We start from the raw sequence: 20,785 nt of genomic DNA on the forward strand, positions 1-20,785 counted from the left end.
GCGGTCGCCGTGCGAGGACGTCGGTCAGCGCACGGAGAGACTGATCAACCGGGCGTCGCCGCGCTTGCCCGCGTCGGTCGCCAGTGCCACGTATCGGGCGCTGCCGTCGGTGGTGAGCCGACGGCTCTTGCCGTGTCCGGTGAGCCGGCCGGCCTGCGTGTAGGTCAGACCGTCGCTGCTGAGTTCCGCCTTCAGGCCCGGGACGCGACCGCCGGTCCACTCCGTGCGGAGTTCACGGACGGGGCGCTCGGCGCCGAGGTCGACGACCATGCGCCCGTCGGGACCGGGTGTCCAGGCCGTGTGCGGGTCACCGTCGACGGCGGCCGACGGGTCCGACATGCCGGGCGGGAGCGGGTTGGTCGGGAAGACCGTGCGGCCCAGGGCGAGGTCGTCCAGCGGATAGGCCTCGGCGCCCCGCAGGGTGACGGTGGTGGTGCGGCCGGCGCGGACCTCCGCCACCTCGCTGTGCCCCTGGGCGGTCACGCGAAGGCGGCAGGACGGCCCGGTGAACCGCACGGTGGCGGCGTCGACGACCTCCGCCCTGAGTCCGGCGGGCAGCCTTCCTCCGAAAGCCGGGCTCACCACCATGCGCGGAGGCAGGAGTTCGGCCGTGGCGGCGTCAAGGTGGGCCTCGTAGGCGCTGCCTTGCGCGGTAAGGGTCTGAGTTCCCTCGAACAGGGCCGTGCGCGGGCCGGGTTGAGGGAGGTCGACACGCGTCGTCACCTGCTGCTCGGACAGGTTGAACAGGCTGAGGTGGTCCTCGGTGAGAGCCGCGCGGACGCTGTCGTCCTCGGCCTGCGGAGTGGCACCGCGCGCGAGGTCGCGGAGCTCGGCGGTGGATATGCCGGGAAAGCCTTCTGCCAGCAGGGGCGTCGCCGCGCCGTCGGCGAGGACGATCGTGTCGCCGTACACCGCGAGCGGCTGCTTGGATCCCCGGACGACGAGGCCTGCCCGTCCGTCGACGTCGAGCCAGCCGCCCTCGCTGGAGACGTCGGGCTCGGGCCAGGAGACGAGATCGTTCCACTGCTTGCCGTCGGCCGATCCCTGCACGGTGTAGGCGCGTCCGGCGGCGGCCTCCCAGCGGAGGGTGACGCGGTCCACCGTGTGCGTCCCCCCGAGGTCGACGGCGATCCAGCTGTCCGCCCGGGGCCGGTCCGCCTTCGAGACCGCCCATCGGCTCGTGGCGTTTCCGTCCACCGCCAGCCCCGGCTCCTTGCCGGGGTCGTACGAGGAGGCGGTCGCCGTCCCGCTCCGGGCGAGGTCGGTGCCGTCCGAACCGTCGCGGGCCTCGAAGGCGTAGAGGGAGTAGCCGTACGTCGGGTCGGGCAGGACGCCGATCATGCGCAGGTGTCCGACCTCGGTCTTCGCGAAGGTGACCTCGTCCACGCGCGGAGTGGCGGCGGCCGGTCGGGAGTCCTGGGCGGTCACCGTGGCGCTGCCCTCGGCGAAGCGGTAGGTGCGTGAGCCCGTGAGGCCCGCCATGCCCGGCATGGTGAGGTTGTGGACCTCCAGGTGCCCCTCCCCCGCCGCGACACCGGTCGTCGCGTAGACGACGGCGCCCGAGGGCAGCGTGGTCAGGCCCGCCCGGCCGGTGCCCAGGCGCAGCATGGTGGCGCTGCCGTCGAACCCGTCACGGACCGTGCTGTACGTCCGCACCTGGCGGCCGGTCACCTGCGCGGCGGTGCTGGGCAGGAACATGGGGTTGGCGCCGCTGAGCTTGAACAGCCAGTCGTCGTGGGCCGGTTGCCAGGCGAACTTCACGAAGCCCGGCTTGGTCACGGCGCCCGCCCAGGCGCCGGTCGACTGGTGGGACACGAGACCGGGGACGGTGCCGAAGTCGGTGACGCCCGAGGCGTGTTGGAACAGTTCCTCCGAGGTCAGGGGGCGCACCGTGCGGCCCTGACCCGCGGCCCACAGGTGCAGGAGGTAGCTGATGGCCACCTCCGCGCGGGCCTCGGGCTCGTACTTCGGCTCGCCGGAGAACTTCGCCAGACGGTACTCCGGCGGATACTTCTGGTAGGCCTCCAGCCGCTCGGCGAGCGCCACTTCCGCCCGGGCCGCCGCGCGGTCGCCGGCCACCTGGGCGAGGAAGGCGAGCGGGATGACGTCACGGCCGTAGAGGTGCTCGCGGTCGTTGACCATCGGCATCAGCGGCTCGCCGGCGTCGCTCATCACCCCGAGCAGGGTGCGCCACAGCTGGTCCGCGTTCGGCTGGTTGGTGAGGACCTGGGGCAGCGGACGGCCGGCGGTGATGAAGTGGGCGGCGTTGCGGCCGGACGTGCGGAACAGTTCTTCCTGATAGTGCGGGCCGAAGGATCCGTGGTTCTCGACGATGAAGGTGTCGTAGAGGTTGCGGGCCTTGTTGTCGGAGACGGGGACGCCGTCGACACGGGCCGGGTTGACCGAATCCGCCTGGGGCAGACCGGTCTCGTTGCGGGACCAGGTACCGAAGGCCTTGTCCCAGTCGGCGTGCCGCGCGTCGTCCGGCGCCCAGGCCAGTCCCGGGGCGAGGGACTGCGCGTAGACGCCCATCTCCTCGAGTTTGGTGTCGCCCTCGTGACCGCCGAGGAGGCCGTGCGGGGTCCAGCCGCCGGAGTTCGGGTCGTCGCCGGTTCCCAAGCCCGTGGTGTAGGCGGCCTGTTCACGGGCGATGGTGTCGACGTTGGTCCGGGTGGCCTCGTCGAGGTCGTCCCACAGCAGCCGTGCGGCCAGCACGAAGTAGAGCTGGAAGGTGGTGTCGAAGAACAGGGTCCGGCCCCACTGGGTGCCGCCGGTGAGCCGGTTGGACGCGGCGAAGTGCTGGATGGTCGCGATCGTCCGGGCCTTGAGCGTCTTCTCGTCGATCCCGGCCCGGTCGCTGTCGTACGCACCGTGCGTGAGGAGAACCGCGTTGCCGAGCACCACGGCGAAGCCGAAGTCCTTGTCCGTGTAGTAGCCGCGGGCCGCGTCCCACTGTGTCTCGGACCAGTGGGTGTGGTTCAGCAGGACGCGGTAGTAGGTCTCCGCGATGGTGTCGGGCGCCGTACCCGGGCGTCCATGGGCGCTCGCCGTGCCGCTGCCGAGGGTGACGGGGACCGTCGCCGCGAGGGCGGCGGCGCCGAGAAGCTGGACGAAACGGCGGCGATCGACATACAGGGATGCATCGGGCACGCTGGGCGCCTTTCGAGTAAGACAACGTTGTCAAACGGATGACCGAAATTGTTCGTCCGGAATCGCCCGTTCGTCAAGGGGTGGGGCAGGAGTGATCGTTGTCGTCCGTGGGACCGATGAGGGCCTTCGGTGCGGTCCGCGCAAGTCCGCGTCCGCGCGGGTGCCCCCGTCGAGAGGTCGACGGGGGCACGAGGAAAAGCCCTGGGAATCGGTCCTGTTGTGCGCCGCCGGCTACTTCCTGACGGGGCACATCCCCTCGGCGAGGGTGTTGTAGGTGGCGGCCTTCGCGGGCGCCGGGGTGGCGCCGCCGAGCTGGATGAGGATCTCGTCGGAGAGCAGGTCCTGCTTGCCCTTCAGCGCGTCGGCGACCACGGTGCTCTTCGGGAACACCATCTCCGCGGCGATGTTGTCCTGCACGATCCGCGCGAGGTTGTCGAGCGCGGTGAAGACCGGGTCCTTGGGCGTCTCCAGGCCGGGCAGGTCGATCAGGTGGGTGCCGACCTTCGCGGCGTTCATGCAGTCCTTGATGATGATGGTGTTCTGGTTGAGCACACTGGTGGTCCACTGCGACAGCACGACGCAGTAGAGATCCGCCCAGGCCGCCTCGCCGACCTTCGCACGCCAGGTCTTCATGATGTCCTGCACGCCCTTGATCTGGGCCTTCGCCGCGTACTCCATGTTGGTGCGGATGTCGGGGTAGACGCTGCCGGAGAAGTCCTCGAACGACTTCATGTCGAATACCTTCGTCGCCACCGAGGTGTTGATGAACTTCAGTGCGGCGTCGAGGATATTGCCGCAGGACGTGACCAGCGCGGCCGGCAGACCGGCGGCGGCGAGGTTCTGGCGCGCCGTGGTGAGAGTGACGGCGTAGGCCTGAAGTGGCTTGATCCACGCGGTGGACTTGTCGTCGTTGAAGGCCACCATCAGCAGGTCGTGCGGGTCGATCCGAGCGGCGTTCGGCAGGTTCGGGAGCTTGTCCGCGAGGTAGGAGGCGATCACCGAGAAGCAGCCGAGCGGAACGTGAGCGATGGACTTCGCCAGCTCGAACGTCTCCGCCACGGGGTTGACGGACTCCTGGCCCGTCGGGGTCACGAGGGTGAACCTGCCGCCCTTCGCGTCGTTCTGCACCACGATCACCGGGGCGAGGTGCTTGATCAACTCGGCTTTCAGGGTGGCGTAGTTGGAGCGCATTCCGGCGTTGACGGCGAAGATCGAGTCCTTCGCCTGCTGGGGGGTCACCGCCACCGGGCCGGGTGTGGTCGCCCCCGACGTGTCGGCGGCGCTCGGGGAGGCCGAGTAGCCCAGGAGCGCGGCGGTGCCGATACCGGAGGCGCCGACTATGAAGCCTCTGCGTGTAGCCATCTTCGTTTTCTCCGTAGCGTCTTGAAGTGTGGATTTCGAATGGGTGGGGGGAGCGTCCGCATGGGGGGAATTCCAATGGTTGGCGGGGTCATCGGCGTGGGGCCTGACGTGTACGGGGCCGCGTGGGGGGACTTGGTCAGTGAAGTTCGGGGAGTTCGGGATGTCGCACAGGGTGGGGCGGGAGAGCCTGGGCTCCTCCCCCGCCCCTACCGGCCGCAGGGCTACTTGAGGGAGCTCTGGGCGGGGACCACGACTCCGTAGAGGTCCTGGACCGTGGCGAGCGCGGACTCGTGGACCTGTCGGGCGGGAATCCCGTTCGGATCGCCGTTCAGGGGCAGTGCCCGGGTCGCGGAGGCGTCGGCCACCACGGTGGGGTTGTTGCCGTTGAGAAAGGCACCCTGGGTGGTGAACAGGGTGCACATGTTCGTCATGAATCCCGCGATGATGACGTTCTTGCGCCCGGCCTTCTTCACCTCGGCGGCGAGGTTCGTGCGGTGGAAGCCGTTCGGGACGGTCTTCTCGACGACGGGCTCGCCCTTCGCCGGCTTGAGCGCCGGAATGATCTGGCCGGCCTTCGACTTAAGGTCGTAGCCCTTGTCGACGATGTGGATGACCGGTGTGCCCGCCCTCCGCGCGCGCTGCAGCAGCGCCTCGGCGTTGTTCACGGCCGCTTTCCACCCGTCGAGTTCCATCACCCCCTGGGTGTACGTGTTCTGGTAGTCGACCAGGATCAGTGTGGCGTCGGACAGCGTCGCCGGAGTCTCGTCCAACTTGTTGAGCTGCCGCAGTGTCGTCGTGTCCTTCGCGACGTTCCGGTCCGCGACGGGCGACGGCTTGTCGTCGGTGCGCGACGCGGCCTCGGAGCTTCCCCCGCATGCCGCGGTGGTGGCCGCGAGGACGGTGGCGACGGTCAGGGCGGCGGCTGTCCGCAGCACCTTCATCAGATGAGCTCCTTGTGGGAGGGAACGACGACGCCGTACAGGTCGGCGATGGTGGCGAGAGCGCTGTAGTGCACCTGGCAGGCGTCGAGATCGGCGCCGGTCACGGGCAGGGATCGGGTGGCGGTGGCGTCGGCGACGACCGTGGGACGGTTGCCGCGCAGGAACGCGCCCTGCGCGGTGAACGCCACGCACATGTGCGTCATCCAGCCCGCGATGACGACGTCCTGCCCCTGAGGGATGTGCGCCCCGAGGTCCGTGTCGACGAAGGCGTTCGGGACCTGCTTGACGACCACGGCCTCGCCCTCGGCCGGTGCGACGCGGGGGTGGATCTGACCGATCTCCGCACGGATGTCGTACGGGGTTCCCTCGCCACCGTCGTTGACGACGTGCACGATCCTGGCGCCCTCCTGGCGCGCCCGTGCGAGAAGGTGAGCGGCGGCGTCGAGCGAGGCCTCCCATCCGTCGAGCTCCATCACGCCCTGGGTGTAGGTGTTCTGGAAGTCGATCAGGATCAGGGTCGAGTCGGCCAGCTTCGCCGGGGTGTCGTCGAAGCCGTTGAGCTCGCGCAGCGTCGTTCTGGACATGGGGGTACCGCCTTCGGTGTTCCGGTGGATGAGGCAGCCCCAGCGATGCGTCGGGCTGCATCCGGAACGCTATGGCCCCCGAGACGTGTCCACAATGACGTCTAACATGCAGATACGGACATGCCGCGGGGCATGCCGAGAACCGTTCAGGGGGACTTGTGCCGGACCTCGCCCGACGCCTCATCGTCATCGTGCTCTTCGAGGGCGTCGACCTGCTCGACGTGACCGGACCGCCGGAGGTCTTCTCCCTGGCCCGGCGCGAGACCGAGGCCGCGAGCGGGTATCACGTCGTTCTGGCAGCCGCGAGCATGGATCCCGTCACCACGTCCGCCGGGGTCCGCATCCTGCCGGACCTCACCTTCGACGAGGCCGCCGCGAAGAGCATCGACACGCTCATCGTGCCCGGGTCGGTGGAGGTCGACAGCGAGCGCCGCGTCCGTGCCATCGTCGACCCCGAGCTGGTCGGCTGGGTGAAGACCCTGGCGGGCCGGACCCACCGAGTGACGTCGGTCTGCGTCGGCGCCCACCTTCTCGCCGCGGCGGGACTCCTCGACGGCAAGCGGGCCACCACGCACTGGTCGACCGCGCCCCAACTGGCCGCGGACCACCCGGCCGTGGAGGTCGACGCCGATCCCATCTTCATCCGCCAGGGTGATGTCTGGACGGGGGCCGGGATCAGCGCCTGCCTCGATCTGTCGCTGGCCCTGATCGCCGACGACCTCGGCGAGGACGTCGCGCTGCGCGTCGCGCGGCAGCTGGTGATGTACCTGATACGACCTTCGGGACAGAGCCAGTTCAGTGTCCCCCTGGAGCAACTCTCCACGACACGGCGGATCGAGGACCTCCGCCATCACATCCTGCGCACCATCGCCGAACCGCTGACCGTCGTGGACCTCGCGGCCTACGCGCACGTCAGCGACCGGCACCTGACGCGGCTCTTCAAGACGGAGCTGGGCATGACCCCGCACGCGTACATCGAGTCCGTACGGGTCGAGAAGGCGCGCCACGAACTCGAGTCCTCCGACGCCACCCTCGAACGCATCGCGTCCGTCTGCGGGTTCGGCACGACCGACACACTGGTGCGAGCGTTCCGACGCCGGCTGAACACGACGCCCACCGAATACCGTCGCCGGTTCCGCGTGCCGCAGACCCGGTAGGCATGGGCGAGCGGAGAGGGCGGGCTCCGGCGCGGCCTCGCGCCGGGTGACCCGCCTCCCTCGCCGTCAGATGCCGGCCATCCGGCCCTCTCGCGGCCTGAGATAGACCGCCCAGGTCAGGGTGAAGCAGACCGCGTACGCGGCCAGGAAGGCCCAGTAGGCCGCGTCGCCGCTCGCGCCGGCCAGGAAGGCCTGCCGGAAGGCGATGTTCACCAGGACCCCACCGAACGCGCCGACGGCACCGGCCAGTCCGATCAGCGCCGACGCCCGGCGTCGCGCGTCCCGTTCGACGGTCTCCGGGTCGGCTCCGGCCGCGACCGCGATGCGTGCCTTGGCCTGGAAGATCGCCGGGATCATCTTGTAGGTCGAGCCGTTGCCGATGCCGCTCAGCACGAAGAGCGCCACGAAGCCGGTCAGGAACAGCGGCAGTGACTTCTGGTGGGAGGCCACGAGGACGACACCCGTGCCCGCGGCCATGGCGGCGAAGGTCCAGAGCGTGACGGTGGCGCCGGACCAGCGGTCCGCCATCCGCCCGCCGAACGGCCGCACCAGCGACCCCAGGAGGGGGCCGAGGAACGTCAGGTAGGCAGCCTTGACCGGGGTGTCGAACTGGTCGTGGAACTGCACCTGGAGGACCTGCCCGAAGGCGAAGCCGAAGCCGATGAAGGAGCCGAAGGTGCCCACGTACAGCGCGGACATGACCCAGCTGTGCGGTTCCGTGGCCACTTCGCGCAGGGCTCGCCTGTCGTTCTTCAGCGACGTCAGGTTGTCCATCCGCAGGGCCGCGCCCAGTGCCGCCAGCACGATCAGGGGCAGGTAGACCAGCGGTACGAGCCGGGGGTGGGCCGCGCCTGCAGTGGCCAGCACCAGGAGGCCGACGAGTTGCACGACCGGAACGCCGAGGTTGCCGCCGCCGGCGTTGACGCCGAGGGCCCAGCCCTTGAGGCGCTGCGGGTAGAAGGCGTTGATGTTCGCCATCGAGGAGGCGAAGTTGCCGCCGCCGACGCCGGCCACGCAGGCGACGGCCAGCAAGGTGCCGTAGGAGACGCCGGGTCGGAGCACGATTCCGGCCAGGACGGTCGGCACGAGCAGCAACAGGGCACTGAGAACGGTCCAGTTGCGGCCACCGAACCGCGCCACCGCGAACGTGTACGGCAGGCGCAACGCGGCGCCGAGCGCCGTCGGCACCGCGGTGAGGGTGAACTTGCCCGCCGGGTCGATGTGGTACTCCGGTCCGAGGAACAGCACCAGGACCGACCACAGGCTCCACACCGAGAAGCCGATGTGTTCGGACAGGACGGAGAAGACCAGGTTGCGGCGTGCGACCCGGGCGCCGGTCCGCTCCCAGAACGCCCGGTCCTCCGGGCGCCAGTCGGTGATGGCGCCCGGACGGTCCGCGCTCCCGGAGGCGCTCGGGCCGTCGGGAGCGCTCGTGCGCCCGGCGGCCTCCTCGGCCGTGCCTTCTGTGTCGACCACACTGGTCATCAGCTGTCACCCGCTGTTTCGTGAGGTGGGGTTCGGTCCGTCGCGACGACGCTAGGAGGGGCGGGTTACGTGGTCCGCCTCCCCGCAGATCGGCCGTGCTACGGCCCGTGCACGCCCGCTCCGGCCGGCTGTGAGGTCGTGTCCGCGCTGTCGCGCACGGGCCAGACCCGCAGCACGGCCGGGGTGCCGTCCGGGGCGGTGTGCTCGTCCAGGCAGCGCCCGTCACGGAGGTCGAAGACCTGCTTGTACATCGGCGACGCGACCGTCGGGACGTCACCGCGGCTGCCGAGGATCCCGCGTGACATCACGTGGGCGTCGCTGAACGGGTCACGGTTGTCGACCGCGTACAGCGATCCTGCCCGGTCGCGGAAGACCGCCACCTGTTCGCCGCGGGCGCCGAGGACCGCGACCCCCCGTCCGGGGATGAGGTCGTCGTAGGGGCAGGCCCGCGTCCAGCGCGTGCCGTCGTGGATCTCCACATACCTGCTCACGCGGTACGCACCGCCAGTCGGGGGCCGGCCACCAAAGCCGGGGAGAGGATGGTTCCGTGCTCGTCGGGCCGGGCCGGGCGTATCTGGCCGCGCTCCGGCACGAAGGTCACGGCGGGGTCGGGGGTGCCGGGGGCGTTGACGAAGGACACGAAGCGGCGCAGGCGTTCGGGGTCGGCGAGCACCGCCGCCCACTCGTCCTGGTAGTGGTCGACGTGGCGCTCCATCAGGGCGTCCAGTTCGGCGCACAGACCCAGTGAGTCGTCCATGACGACGGCCCGCACGTGGTCCAGGCCGCCTTCGATCCGGTCCAGCCAGACGGAGGTCCGCTCCAGCCGGTCGGCGGTGCGGATGTAGAACATCAGGAACCGGTCGATGCTGCGGATCAGCGTGTCGCGGTCCAGGTCGGCGGCGAGCAGATCGGCGTGTCGCGGCGTCATGCCGCCGTTCCCGCCGATGTAGAGGTTCCAGCCGGTGGAGGTGGCGATGATGCCGAAGTCCTTGCCCTGCGCCTCCGCGCACTCGCGAGCGCATCCCGAGACGGCGGACTTGAGCTTGTGGGGTGAGCGCAGGCCGCGGTAGCGCAGTTCCAGCTCGATCGCGAGGCCCACCGAGTCCTGGACTCCGTACCGGCACCAGGTCTCGCCCACGCAGGACTTCACCGTGCGCAGGGACTTGCCGTAGGCGTGGCCGGACTCGAATCCCGCGTCCACGAGCCGGCGCCAGATGGCGGGCAGTTGGTCGACGCCGGCGCCGAACAGGTCGATGCGCTGGCCGCCGGTGATCTTCGTGTAGAGGCCGAAGTCGCGGGCGATCTCACCGATCGTGATCAGGCCGTGCGGGGTGATCTCACCGCCGGGGATGCGTGGCACGACGGAGTAGGAGCCGTTGCGTTGCAGGTTGGCGAGGAAGTGGTCGTTGGTGTCCTGGAGCGCGGCCTGTTCGCCGTCGAGGATGTGGCCGTTGTCGAGGGTGGCCAGGATGGAGGCGACGACCGGCTTGCAGACGTCGCATCCCTCGCCGCTGCCGTGCCGGTCGACCAGGTCGGTGAACGAGGTGATGCCGGCGACCCGGACGATCTCGTAGAGCTCGGTCCGGGTGTGCGCGAAGTGTTCGCACAGCCCCTTGTCGACGGTGACACCGCTCGCCTGCAGTTCCTCCGTCACGATGGTGCCGAGGAGTTTCACGCAACTGCCGCAGCCGGTGCCCGCCTTCGTGCACTTCTTGACCTCCGGGACGGTGGCGCATCCCTCGTCGTGGACGGCGGCGCGGATCTGTCCCTTGCTCACGTTGTGGCAGGAGCAGACGACGGCCTGCTCGGGAAGCGTGACCGGTCCCGCGGGGCCGAGGCCGGCGGGGAGAACCAGCTGTTCGGGAGCGGTTCGCAGGGGTTCGCCGCCGATCGCCAGGGGGCGCAGCAGTCCGTAGGACTCGGTGTCGCCCACCAGGACGCCGCCGAGGAGCTGACCCTCGCGGCCGATGACGAGCTTCTTGTAGACGCCGCTCCGGCTGTCGCTGTACAGGACGTCGAGTGCTCCCTCGGTCGCGCCGTGCGCGTCGCCGAAGCTGGCGACGTCGACCCCGAGGAGCTTGAGTTTGGTCGAGGTGTCGGCGCCGGTGAACGCGTCCTGGTCGCGGTGTTCGCCGGCGAGTGAACGGGCCGCGGTCTCGGCCATCGCGTATCCGGGGGCGACCAGGCCGTAGACCCGGCCGTCCGCGGCCAGCGCGCACTCCCCGATGGCGTAGACGTGCGGGTCCGTGGTGCGGCAGCGTTCGTCGACGACGATGCCGCCGCGTTCGCCGACGGGCAGGCCGCTCTCGCTGGCCAGTTGGTCCCGCGGTCGCACACCGGCCGAGAAGACGACCAGGTCGGCGGGGAGTTCCCGGCCGTCGGAGAGTCCCATGCCCAGCACGCGGCCGTCCTCGCCGAGGACGATGGCCTCGGTGCCCGCTCCGGTGTGGACGGTGACGCCCAGCTCCTCGATCTTGCGGCGCAACAGCTGACCGCCGCCCTCGTCGACCTGGAGGGCCATGAGGCGGGGCGCGAACTCGACGACGTGGGTCTCCAGGCCGAGCGCGGTGAGGGCGCCGGCGGCCTCCAGGCCGAGCAGTCCGCCGCCGACCACCACACCTCTGCCCGCCTGCTCCGCGTCGTCGCGGATCGCCTCCAGGTCCTCGATGGTGCGGTAGACGTGGCAGCCGGCCGCGTCGTGGCCCGGTACGGGCGGCACGAACGGGTAGGACCCGGTGGCCAGCACCAGCGCGTCGTAGTGCAGCACCTGACCGGACGCGGTGGTGACGGTCTGCGCGGCGCGGTCGACGGCGGCCGCCGGTTCGGCCAGGCGCAGGTCGATCCCGTGATCGGTCAGGAAGCCAGGTGGCGTGAGCGACAGCGCGTCGGCGTCCGTACCGGAGAACCACGAGGTCAGATGCACCCGGTCGTAGGCGGGGCGCGGTTCCTCGGCGAGGACGGTGATCCGCCAGTCGGCCCCTCCGGGCTGCTCGGTCAGCGCCTCCAGGAAGCGCTGGCCGACCATGCCGTGGCCGACGAGGACGAGATCCTTGAGCGGGCGGGACGACGGGCCGGACGTCGGTCGGTGTGTCATGGCGAGGCTCCGTATGAGGTGAGCAGGTGCAGGGGTCGGTCGGGAATCGACGCGTCACGCTCGTACGCGCGGGCCAGCTCACCCACGGTGGCCAGGTCGCCGAGCAGGATCGCGCCGACGAGACGCTCACCGCGCAGCACGAGCTTCTTGTAGCTGCCGCGCGTCGCGTCGGACAGGCGCAGCACGCTCAGCTCGGGGTCCGCGGCCTGGTCTTCGGCGTCGAGGTGCGCTTCGCCGAAGGCCGCGTACTCCAGAGGTCCCGCGCTGAGCCGGGCGAGGGGGCGCGAACCCTGGTAGAGCGCGTCGGGGTCCGTGCCGGAGAGGCGTGCCGCGAGGACGTCGGCCTGTTCCCAGGCCGGGCCGGACAGCCCGTGCACGATGCCGCGGTGCTGGGTGCAGTCGCCGATGGCGTGGACGTGGGCTGCGGACGTGGCCAGCGTGTCGTCGACGACGATTCCGGTGTCGACGGTGAGACCGGCGGCGTGTGCGAGCGCGGTACGGGGGCGGACACCGCAGGCGAGGACGACCAGATCGGTGCTGAGGCGGTAGCCGTTGGCCAGCTCGACGGCGCTGTCCCCGGTGCCGTGCCGGCCGACCACCGCGCGGGCCCGGTTGTTCGGGTAGACCTCGACACCCATCCGGCGCAATCCCTCGCGCAGCGCGGCCGACGCCTCGGCGTCGAGTTGACGCTCGATCAGATGGGGTCCCTGGTGCACGATCTCGACGGTGAGGCCGAGAGCGCCCAGTGCCCTCGCGACGCTGACGCCGAGGACACCGCCGCCGATGACGACGGCGCGGCGCGCCCTGCCGACGTCCTCGCTCAGCCGCGCGCAGTCGGCGAGGGTACGCAGGCTGTGCACACCGTCGCGCAGTCCCGTGCCGTCGGGTCGGCGCAGTCCGCGCATCGGTGGGAGGACCGGATTGGCGCCGGTCGCGAGGACCAGTTCGTCCCAGGTCTCGCTGCGGCCGTCGGCCGACGTCAGGGTGCGCGCCGCGAGGTCCACGGCCACGGCCTCGCTGCCGACGCGCAGTTCGGCGGCGCCGACCGGCAGCGCCACCGCTTCCGCCGCGTAGCGTCCGGTCAACACGTCGGCGAGGAGTACGCGGTTGTAGGGCGGGCGGGGCTCGGCCCCGTGGAGGGTGATCCGGGCGGTGCCGCCGAGGGCGCGGTGGCGCTCGGCGAAGCGGGCGGCCGCCATGCCGGCTCCGACGACCGCGATGTGACGGGTGGCGCTCATGCGTGCCGCTCCTCGTCCGGCTTCGCCGTCGCGACGGCGACCGCCGCTTCGACCCGCACCGCGCACAGCTTGAACTCGGGCATCTTCGAGGTCGGGTCCAGCGCCGGGTTGGTGAGCGTGTTGGCCCGTCCCGCGCCCGGCCAGTGGAACGGCATGAACACGGTGTCGGGGCGGATCGTGTCGGTGATCCGGGCCGGTGCGACGGCCCGGCCGCGTCGGGAGGTCACCGCGAGCGCATCGCCTTCCGTGACCGCCAGTTGTCTCGCCAGCAGGGGATGCAGCTCCACGAACGGTCCCGGCGCGGAGGCGTTGAGCGCGCCGACGCGGCGGGTCTGAGCCCCGCTCTGGTACTGCGACAGCACCCGCCCGGTCGTGAGGTAGAGCGGGTACGCGGCGTCGGGTTCCTCTGCCGCCGGGCGGTGGGTGACCGGGGCGAACCGGGCGCGGCCGTCCGGCGTCGCGAAGGTGTCCAGGAAGAGCCGGGGCGTGCCGGGGTGGTCCTCGGCCGGGCACGGCCAGAAGACCCCGTCCTCGGCGCGGATCCGGTCGTAGCTGATACCCGCGTAGTCCGCCTGACCGCCCGCCGAGGCGCGCCGCAGTTCCTCGAAGACCGTCTCGGGGTCGTCGTCGAACCCCCGCTTGACCCCGAGACGTTCGGCGAGTTCGCGCATCAGCCAAAGGTCTCCGCGTACGCCCTCGGGCGCGTCGACCGCTCGTTGCCGCAGGATCACCCGGCCTTCCAGGTTGGTCATCGTGCCGGTCTCCTCGGCCCACTGGGCGCTGGGCAGCACGACGTCGGCGAGCTGCGCGGTCTCGGAGAGGACGAGGTCGCTGACCACCAGCAGGTCCAACGACCGCAGCCGCTCCGTCACATGAGCCGCGTTCGGGGCGGAGACGACCGGGTTGGAGCCCATGAGCAGCAGCCCGCGCACGCCGTCCGGTCCCGGGTCACCGAGGCTGTCCAGAAGTTCGTAGGCGGAGCGGCCGGTGCGCGGCAGAGTCTGCGGGTCCACACCCCAGACACGGGCGACGTGTTCGCGAGCGGCCGGGTCCTCGATCGAGCGGTAGCCGGGGAGCTGGTCCGCCTTCTGGCCGTGTTCCCGCCCGCCCTGCCCGTTGCCCTGGCCGGTCAGGCAGCCGTAGCCGGAGTACGGCCGGCCCGCCTTGCCGGACGCGAGGCACACGTTGATCCAGGCGCCGACGGTGTCGGTGCCCTTGCTCTGCTGCTCAGGACCGCGCGCGGTCAGCACCATGCCGGTCGCGGCCCGACCGAAACGGTGTGCCACCAATCGGAGGTGGCTCGCCGCTATGCCCGTGAGCCGTTCGACGCGCTCGGGCCAGTGGGCCATCGCGGCGGCACGCGCCGGCCCGAATCCGGTGGTGCGGGTGTCGACGAACTCGTGGTCGACCAGTCCGTCGGCGATCAGCAGGTGCAGCAGGCCGAGGGCGAGCGCCAGGTCGCTGCCGGGCAGGGGTTGCAGATGAAGGTCGGCCAGTTCGGCGGTCCGGGTGCGCCGAGGATCGACGACGATCAACATGCCGCCGTTCTCGCGCAGTTCGCGGAAGTAGCGCAGGGCGGGCGGCATCGTGTCCGCCGGGTTGCCGCCGACGAGGATCAGGCAGTCGGTGCGCGGGATGTCCTCCAGCGGGAAGGGCAGTCCACGGTCCAGGCCGAATGCGATACGGTTCGCCGCCGCGGCCGACGACATGCAGAAGCGCCCGTTGTAGTCGATGTTGGCGGTGCCGAGCGCGACGCGGGCGAACTTGCCCAGCTGGTAGGCCTTCTCGTTGGTCAGCCCGCCACCCCCGAAGACTCCGACGGCGTCGGCGCCGTGCTCGGAGCGGATCGCCGAGAAGCCTCCCGCGACCCGGTCCAGCGCCTCGTCCCAGCTCGCCGCCCGCAGCGCTCCGCGTTCGCGTACCAGTGGCGTGGTCAGCCGGCTCGCCCTGTCGAGCAGGGCGGCGGCAGACTGCCCCTTGCCGCACAACGCGCCCCGGTTGACCGGGAACTCGGGTCGTTCGACGACCGTCGTCCCGACACCGCCGGCCGTCGCGAGACGCATTCCGCACTGCAGTGAGCAGTACGGACAGTGGGTGTCGGTGGTGGTCTCCATGCCGAAGACAGTGGCCACGGCGCGTTACGCCGCCTGGTCGTCCGTGTTGCGCCCGCGGTACACGTCGCTCACGCCGCAGGCCGGACGGGGTGCGGCGGAGGACATGTGCCGTAACACCACGAAGCATTTGCCTAACCCGGGCGTGATGGCCAGGCAACCTGACGGAAACCGCGTGCCCGGAGTCTGCGTCCATGGGCACCAACGACACTTCCACCCCGGCCGAGCAGGCCGGTCCGCTGACCGGGTTCACCGTCGGTGTGACCGCCGCGCGCCGTCGTGACGAGCTCGTGGCGCTGCTGACCCGGCGCGGTGCGCGCGTGGTGGAGGCTCCGGCCCTGCGCATCCTTCCGCTGGAGGACGACATCGCTCTGCGCCGGGCCACCGAGCGCTGTATCACGGCGCCACTGGACTATGTCGTCGCGACCACCGGCGTCGGCTGGCGCGGCTGGATGAGCGCGGCCGACGGCTGGGGGCGGGGCGCCGAGCTGTCGGCGGTCTGCCGGGACGCCGTCGTCCTGACGCGGGGGCCCAAGGCGACCGGGGCCGTCCGCGCCAGCGGGCTCGGCGAGTCCTACTCCCCCGCGAGCGAGGCGACGGACGAGCTGCTGACCTGGCTGCTGGCCCAGCCACTGGCGGGCCGCCGGATCGCGGTGCAGGAACACGGTCTGCCACTGACCGCCTTCAGTGCGGCGCTGCGGGAGCGGGGCGCCGAGGTCGTCACGGTCCCCGTGTACCGCTGGGCGCCCCCCGAGGACCCCGCCCCGGTCCGGCGTCTCGTCGAGTCGACGGTTCGCCGCGAGGTGCACGCCCTGGCCTTCACCAGCGCGCCGGCGATCACCGCCTTCCTACAGACGGCGTCCGCCGACGGCCTGCACGAACGCGTCCTGGAGGCCATGTCCCACGATGTGCTGCCGGTCTGTGTGGGCCCGGTCTGCGCACGGCCGCTGCTTGACGCCGGGCTGCCGGTCGTCTGGCCGGAACGCGGGCGCCTCGGCGCTCTCGTACGCACGCTCACCGAGACCCTGCCCACCCGCGGGCGCCAGGAACTGGGCGTCGCCGGACGGACGTTGGTACTGCAGGGCAGCGCGCTTCTGGTCGACGGGGAGAGCTACTGGCTCTCCCCCAAGGGCGCGACGCTGCTGCGCGCACTTGCGGAGCGTCCGGGCTGGGTGCTCAGCCGCGCCGAACTGCTGCGCCGCGCCTGGGCCGACTCCGCCGCGGACGAGCACGCCGTGGAGGCGGCCATCGCGCGGCTCCGCGCCTCGCTCGGCCCGCACAGCGACCTGGTCAGGACCGTGCCCAAGCGCGGCTACCGGCTGGCGGCGGGGTGACCATGGCCGCCCCCTCGACGAACCTCGACCGCCCATTCCGGCCGACACTCCTCGCCGTGGCCCACGGCACCCGGGACGCCGAGGGCGTCGCGGTCACCGAGGCACTCGTCGACCAGGTACGCGCCCTACGGCCCGACCTGCGCGTGGAACGATGCTTCCTCGACCTGGTCACCCCGTCCCTGCCGGAAGCACTCGCCCGCCTTCAAGGCGACGTCGTCCTCGTGCCGCTGCTGCTCGGCGCGGGCTATCACGTCCGCGTAGACATCCCCGAGGCGCTCGCCTCGGCGCCCCACCTGCGCGCCCGCGTGGCCGCCGCGCTCGGCCCTCATCCGTTGCTGGCCGACGCCCTCACCGACCGCCTCGCCGATGCCGGATGGCGCGCCGGAGACGGGCCCGTCGTCCTCGCGGCGGCCGGGTCCACCGACCCCGACGCCAACGCGGACGCGGCAGCCATGGCCATGCTGCTGCGCCTGCGGCATCCGCCGCTCCACGACGTCGTCCCCGCCTACCTCTGCGCGGCGGGCCCCACCCCCGCCGAAGCCGTCGCCGCCCTCCGCTCCGAGGGCCACTCCCGTATCGCTGTCGCCCCGTACCTGATGAGCCCCGGCTTCTTCGCCCGCCGCGCCGCCCACGCCGGCGGCAGCCTCACCTCCGCACCCCTCGGCACCCACACATCACTCGCCCGCCTCGTCGCGCTGCGATACGACGAGGCCCTGGAGCACACACCATCCACCTCGCCGCCTTCGCCACCACCCTGGTAGGCCGCCCGTCACGGTCCTCCACGCGGAGACCCCGACCCGACGGGACCGGCGCGGACGCGGCAGTAATGTGGGCCGATGCCTCAACCCCTTCCGCCTGGTGGCCATGTCCTTGACGAAGACGAAGTCGAAGCGCGCTGGACGGACGCGTGGCGACCGGAACAGGTCGCCGAGCGGCTGAGTGGCGTCAGCACTCCTTGGTGCGTCGCGGCAGGATGGGCGCTGGACCTGTTCCGCGGGGAGCAGTCCCGTCCGCACGACGATCTGGAGATCGCCGTACCGTCTGCCGGATTCCCCGAAATCCGCGCCCGCTTCCCCGAGTTCGTGTTCGACGCGGTCGGTGGGGGACGTGTCTGGCCGGGCGCTGAACCTGGGGCACTGGCCGCCACGCACCAGACCTGGCTACGCGATCCGTCGAACGGACGCTTCCTGCTCGACGTCTTCCGCGAGCCGCACGCGGGCGACATCTGGATCTGTCGCCGGGACGCGAGGGTACGGCTGCCGTACGCCGAGATCATCGAGCACACGGCAGACGGTATCCCGTACCTGATACCGGAGTTGGCTCTCCTCTTCAAAGCAAAGGCGACGCGCCCCAAGGATCGGAGGGACTTCGAGACAGTGCTTCCCCTCCTGAGCCGCACGCGGCGAGATCGCCTCAGCGACTTGCTGCAGAGCGTGCACCCGGGCCATCCGTGGCTCGCGGCGTAGGCGGAGTCATCGAAGCGTCGGGGCCCCGTTCGTCCGCCCAGCAACCTCGTTCAGACGTGCACCTCGGGCGGAAACCCCGTCCAGCGCAGCTCGGCCGGCAGGTGGCGCATGTCGTTGGTGACGAGGAGATACGGTGCCCGGCCCGGTACGTAGCGGATGACCGTGAGGGCGGCGTTGCAGTAGTTGAGGCCCAGCCAGCGCCACTTCGGTGCCCGCACGGCGTCCCGGACGAGCCAGGCGATCAGGAAGTTGTGGGTGACGACCAGTTCATGCCGGTCCTCTGCGGCGTCCAGCGGCCCGGTGAACAGATCCAGTGCCTGGCGGGCCAGCACGGGCCCGCGCTCCTGCTCCTCGTCCGTCGCGTCGGCGAGAAAGCGGAGGTAGAAGTCTGCTGACTCCTCGGGGAGTTCACCCCTCGTCGGCATGTGAGGGATGTAGTCACCGGCGACTTCCGATGCCTCCAGCGGAACGTTCTTGAGCTGGCCGGCGATCAGGCGTGCGGTCTGTTCGGCCCGGGGCAGCGGGCCGTGGTGAACAGCCGCGAAGGGGATGTCCCGGAGACGTTGGCCGAGCAGCGTGGCCTGCTGCCGGCCACCTTCCGTCAGCCCGCTCTCGTCCGGCAACGCCTCCCCGTGGCGGACGAGATAGAGGTTTCGGGTGGCTGTACCGGTCATCACAACTCCTCCGCGTCCACTGTCGATCTTGTGCACCTACGGACGCTGCCACGGTCCTTGCCGGTTCCATCGGCCGACCAAAGGACGTGCCCTGACCGAAGAGGAGAATGTGCACGGCGTCAGGACCCGCTCGCACCCCTGCCCGTGCAGCCGCGTGACCGGTCGGTCCGGACTGGCGGCGCTCGGCAGCACCGTTCCGAATCCCGAACGACCGCTGCCGCATCCACAACTATCCGACGCGGGGTCCACGTTGGAGGCAGCTCACCGTTCCTGCCGGGTCACCGCACGGGTGCCATGCCGAATACTGAAGGGCATGGCCATCTATGACACGCTCGGCGCGACGTACGGCCGGACCCGACAGCCGGATCCGCGGATCGCCGCACAGATTCACGCCGCGCTCGGGAACGCCCCGGATGTGATCAACGTAGGGGCCGGCACCGGTTCGTACGAGCCCGCACAGACCGTTCTCGCCGTCGAGCCGAGCCAGATCATGCTCGCCCAGCGGCCGCCCGGGGCCGCACCCGCCGTGTGCGCGGTGGCCGAGGCTCTCCCGCTGCGCGACGGCGCCGCCGACACCGTCATGGCCCTGCTCACCGTCCACCACTGGAGCGACGTGGCGGCGGGGATCGCCGAACTCCGCCGGATCGCGCGCCGCCGTATCGTCATCCTGACCTGGGACCAGCATGCCTTCCGCGAGCAGTTCTGGCTCGTCCGCGACTACCTCCCGCAGGCGGCCGCCTTCGACGACACCCGCGCCGTTCCGACCGACCGGCTGGCCGCGTTGCTCGGCGGGGCGCGCGAGGAAGCCGTCCCCGTCCCCCACGACTGCACGGACGGCTTCGGCGCGGCGTACTGGCGCCGCCCGCACGCCTACCTCGACCCGCAGGTGCGGGCCGGAATCTCCCTGTTCGCCCAGACCGGGGAAGGGGCCCTCGCTCCCGGCCTGGCGGCGCTCACCGACGACCTGACGACCGGCCGTTGGCACGAGCGCCACGCCGACCTGCTCACGCTCGACACCGTCGACGTCGGATATCGCCTGCTGGTGACGGACTGCTGATCCGCCTCAAAGAACCGGTCCGGCAAGCCACTTGGCCGCCCACGCCATGGACGTGGGCACGGGCACGCGTACCGCCATGGTCCGGGCCTTGAACGGGCTTCTCCCGGCGGCCGTTCCTTGCGGACGGACGCGCGAGTTAGCCTCCGGACCATGGCTCACCCCACTCACCCCCGCAAACTCGTCACCCGGGTCGTGGACGGAGACATCTGTGCCTACGATCTGGACGCCGGTGACCTCGGCGTGCTGTCACCCACCCTGGTCTGCCGACCCGCTCCCGGGGACGATGTCGTCGAGTGCGGCGTTTCCTCCGACCTCCGACGCGCCTACTACACCACCCTCGACGCAGCCGTCTGCGTGACAGCGGACGGGGTCGAGATCTGGCGGTCGGAGTTCGAGCCGCGTTCGACCCACCGGATGGGGCACCGGCCGGGTTGCGTGCTGTCACCGGACGGATCGACGGTCTGGGTCTACCGCCCCGATGCCATGGCCGGCCGCGACCGACCGGACCAGTGGGCCGCCCTTCACGCCGGAACGGGGGCCGTCGTCGCGCGGGCGGATCTGCGGACGGTCGGACACGGTGGCGAGCAGTTCCCGCATCCGGCGGACGATCACGTGCTGCTCGACGTGGGTGAGGGCCAGGACGGGTCGGTGATCTACAGGGCGTCGCTGGTCGAGGGGCGCATGGATCTCGACCGCCACCCCTGGGACGACCGGTGCCTCGTCGGCCTGTCGCCCGACGGAAGCCACTTCATGACGGTCGCCCACGACCAGACCGATGTCGCCCTCCACACCTATCCGGACGGCCAGGTGACGTTCGCCCTGTCGGTGGATGCCTTCGGGCACGATCCGGACGAGATCTACGTGGAGTGGAGCGGCGGCTATCTCAGCCCGGACACCGTCGTCGTCGCTCTCCTGGGCGAGACGGAGGACGAGCAGGAGTGGTTCCGCCACTACACCGTCGATGTCCACTCGGGCCGGATCCGCGGCGAGTTCGACGCCCGCACGGACAACCCGTACGACATCCGGCCTCTCGGAGACGGATCGTGGCTCACCACGGACACCTCCGGTCACCCGACCCGCTGGACCGACTCGTAACCGCCGCGTCCCTTCATGGCCGCCGTATCCACCCGCT

Annotated in this window: 16 protein-coding genes; 6 read left to right on the forward strand and 10 right to left on the reverse strand. The window is 71.0% G+C overall.

Annotated features, from left to right (window positions below; all coding sequences use genetic code 11):
• Nucleotides 1–24 precede the first annotated feature (24 nt).
• The 4 genes from AB0C62_RS15915 to AB0C62_RS15930 form a co-directional block, all read right to left on the reverse strand.
• Nucleotides 25–3,150 (reverse strand): discoidin domain-containing protein, encoded by a 3,126-nt coding sequence (locus AB0C62_RS15915; RefSeq protein ID WP_362973436.1) that lies wholly within the window; start codon nt 3,148–3,150, stop codon nt 25–27.
• A gap of 231 nt (nt 3,151–3,381) precedes the next feature.
• Nucleotides 3,382–4,512, reverse strand: coding sequence for a hypothetical protein (locus tag AB0C62_RS15920; RefSeq protein ID WP_362973438.1), 1,131 nt, complete (start codon nt 4,510–4,512; stop codon nt 3,382–3,384).
• 221 nt (nt 4,513–4,733) lie between these two features.
• Nucleotides 4,734–5,453, reverse strand: a complete 720-nt coding sequence (locus AB0C62_RS15925; protein WP_362973439.1) for a cysteine hydrolase family protein — start codon at nt 5,451–5,453, stop codon at nt 4,734–4,736.
• Entirely contained in the window at nt 5,453–6,037 is a 585-nt protein-coding gene (locus tag AB0C62_RS15930; protein ID WP_362973441.1) for an isochorismatase family protein, read from the reverse strand. The genes AB0C62_RS15925 and AB0C62_RS15930 overlap by 1 nt, the downstream gene beginning before the upstream one ends.
• Before the next feature lie 158 nt (nt 6,038–6,195).
• On the opposite strand from AB0C62_RS15930, the gene AB0C62_RS15935 reads away from it, so the two are divergent.
• Nucleotides 6,196–7,194, forward strand: coding sequence for a helix-turn-helix domain-containing protein (locus AB0C62_RS15935; protein ID WP_362973443.1), 999 nt, complete (start codon nt 6,196–6,198; stop codon nt 7,192–7,194).
• Between the two features lie 66 nt (nt 7,195–7,260).
• Here AB0C62_RS15935 and AB0C62_RS15940 read toward each other — a convergent pair whose 3' ends face one another.
• The 5 genes from AB0C62_RS15940 to AB0C62_RS15960 form a co-directional block, all read right to left on the reverse strand.
• Entirely contained in the window at nt 7,261–8,679 is a 1,419-nt protein-coding gene (locus tag AB0C62_RS15940) for a nitrate/nitrite transporter (protein ID WP_362973445.1), read from the reverse strand.
• 98 nt (nt 8,680–8,777) lie between these two features.
• Nucleotides 8,778–9,158, reverse strand: a complete 381-nt coding sequence (gene nirD / locus AB0C62_RS15945) for a nitrite reductase small subunit NirD (RefSeq protein WP_362973571.1) — start codon at nt 9,156–9,158, stop codon at nt 8,778–8,780.
• An 8-nt stretch (nt 9,159–9,166) separates the two neighbouring features.
• Entirely contained in the window at nt 9,167–11,773 is a 2,607-nt protein-coding gene (gene nirB, locus AB0C62_RS15950; protein ID WP_362973447.1) for a nitrite reductase large subunit NirB, read from the reverse strand.
• The gene (locus AB0C62_RS15955; protein WP_362973449.1) at nt 11,770–13,011 is read right to left on the reverse strand and encodes an FAD-dependent oxidoreductase; all 1,242 of its coding nucleotides are present in this window, start codon (nt 13,009–13,011) and stop codon (nt 11,770–11,772) included. Before AB0C62_RS15955 ends, nirB begins: the two co-directional genes overlap by 4 nt.
• Nucleotides 13,008–15,125 carry a molybdopterin oxidoreductase family protein gene (locus tag AB0C62_RS15960; protein ID WP_362973451.1) on the reverse strand — a complete coding sequence of 706 codons (2,118 nt, stop codon included), beginning with the start codon at nt 15,123–15,125 and terminating at the stop codon, nt 13,008–13,010. Before AB0C62_RS15960 ends, AB0C62_RS15955 begins: the two co-directional genes overlap by 4 nt.
• A gap of 191 nt (nt 15,126–15,316) precedes the next feature.
• On the opposite strand from AB0C62_RS15960, the gene AB0C62_RS15965 reads away from it, so the two are divergent.
• The 3 genes from AB0C62_RS15965 (at nt 15,317) to AB0C62_RS15975 (ending at nt 17,922) form a co-directional block, all read left to right on the forward strand.
• Complete coding sequence (locus AB0C62_RS15965; RefSeq protein WP_362973453.1) at nt 15,317–16,456, forward strand: uroporphyrinogen-III synthase; 1,140 nt, start codon at nt 15,317–15,319, stop codon at nt 16,454–16,456.
• Nucleotides 16,457–16,512: 56 nt separating this feature from the next.
• Nucleotides 16,513–17,217: a sirohydrochlorin chelatase gene (locus AB0C62_RS15970; RefSeq protein ID WP_362973455.1), complete on the forward strand. Its 705-nt coding sequence runs from the start codon at nt 16,513–16,515 to the stop codon at nt 17,215–17,217.
• A 75-nt stretch (nt 17,218–17,292) separates the two neighbouring features.
• Nucleotides 17,293–17,922, forward strand: a complete 630-nt coding sequence (locus tag AB0C62_RS15975) for a hypothetical protein (RefSeq protein ID WP_362973457.1) — start codon at nt 17,293–17,295, stop codon at nt 17,920–17,922.
• A gap of 50 nt (nt 17,923–17,972) precedes the next feature.
• On the opposite strand, the gene AB0C62_RS15980 is transcribed toward AB0C62_RS15975, so the two are convergent.
• Complete coding sequence (locus AB0C62_RS15980; RefSeq protein WP_362973459.1) at nt 17,973–18,596, reverse strand: histidine phosphatase family protein; 624 nt, start codon at nt 18,594–18,596, stop codon at nt 17,973–17,975.
• A 313-nt stretch (nt 18,597–18,909) separates the two neighbouring features.
• Between AB0C62_RS15980 and AB0C62_RS15985 the strand changes: the two genes are divergently transcribed.
• Both AB0C62_RS15985 and AB0C62_RS15990 read left to right on the forward strand, forming a co-directional pair.
• Nucleotides 18,910–19,653 carry a methyltransferase domain-containing protein gene (locus AB0C62_RS15985; protein ID WP_362973461.1) on the forward strand — a complete coding sequence of 248 codons (744 nt, stop codon included), beginning with the start codon at nt 18,910–18,912 and terminating at the stop codon, nt 19,651–19,653.
• Nucleotides 19,654–19,803: 150 nt separating this feature from the next.
• The gene (locus tag AB0C62_RS15990; protein WP_362973463.1) at nt 19,804–20,748 is read left to right on the forward strand and encodes a hypothetical protein; all 945 of its coding nucleotides are present in this window, start codon (nt 19,804–19,806) and stop codon (nt 20,746–20,748) included.
• The last annotated feature ends 37 nt before the right edge of the window (nt 20,749–20,785 follow it).

This window comes from Streptomyces sp. NPDC048643, assembly GCF_040650615.1.
Taxonomy (GTDB): Bacteria; Actinomycetota; Actinomycetes; order Streptomycetales; family Streptomycetaceae; genus Streptomyces.

Excerpts from the sequence above, each read along its gene's own strand:
- AB0C62_RS15960 (WP_362973451.1), bottom strand. The coding sequence starts at position 15,125 with ATGGAGACCACCACCGACACCCACTGTCCGTACTGCTCACTGCAGTGC.
- AB0C62_RS15965 (WP_362973453.1), top strand. The coding sequence starts at position 15,317 with ATGGGCACCAACGACACTTCCACCCCGGCCGAGCAGGCCGGTCCGCTG.
- AB0C62_RS15925 (WP_362973439.1), bottom strand. The coding sequence starts at position 5,453 with ATGAAGGTGCTGCGGACAGCCGCCGCCCTGACCGTCGCCACCGTCCTC.
- AB0C62_RS15975 (WP_362973457.1), top strand. The coding sequence starts at position 17,293 with ATGCCTCAACCCCTTCCGCCTGGTGGCCATGTCCTTGACGAAGACGAA.
- AB0C62_RS15920 (WP_362973438.1), bottom strand. The coding sequence starts at position 4,512 with ATGGCTACACGCAGAGGCTTCATAGTCGGCGCCTCCGGTATCGGCACC.
- nirB (WP_362973447.1), bottom strand. The coding sequence starts at position 11,773 with ATGACACACCGACCGACGTCCGGCCCGTCGTCCCGCCCGCTCAAGGAT.
- AB0C62_RS15990 (WP_362973463.1), top strand. The coding sequence starts at position 19,804 with ATGGCTCACCCCACTCACCCCCGCAAACTCGTCACCCGGGTCGTGGAC.
- AB0C62_RS15985 (WP_362973461.1), top strand. The coding sequence starts at position 18,910 with ATGGCCATCTATGACACGCTCGGCGCGACGTACGGCCGGACCCGACAG.
- AB0C62_RS15980 (WP_362973459.1), bottom strand. The coding sequence starts at position 18,596 with ATGACCGGTACAGCCACCCGAAACCTCTATCTCGTCCGCCACGGGGAG.
- AB0C62_RS15940 (WP_362973445.1), bottom strand. The coding sequence starts at position 8,679 with ATGACCAGTGTGGTCGACACAGAAGGCACGGCCGAGGAGGCCGCCGGG.
- AB0C62_RS15955 (WP_362973449.1), bottom strand. The coding sequence starts at position 13,011 with ATGAGCGCCACCCGTCACATCGCGGTCGTCGGAGCCGGCATGGCGGCC.
- AB0C62_RS15930 (WP_362973441.1), bottom strand. The coding sequence starts at position 6,037 with ATGTCCAGAACGACGCTGCGCGAGCTCAACGGCTTCGACGACACCCCG.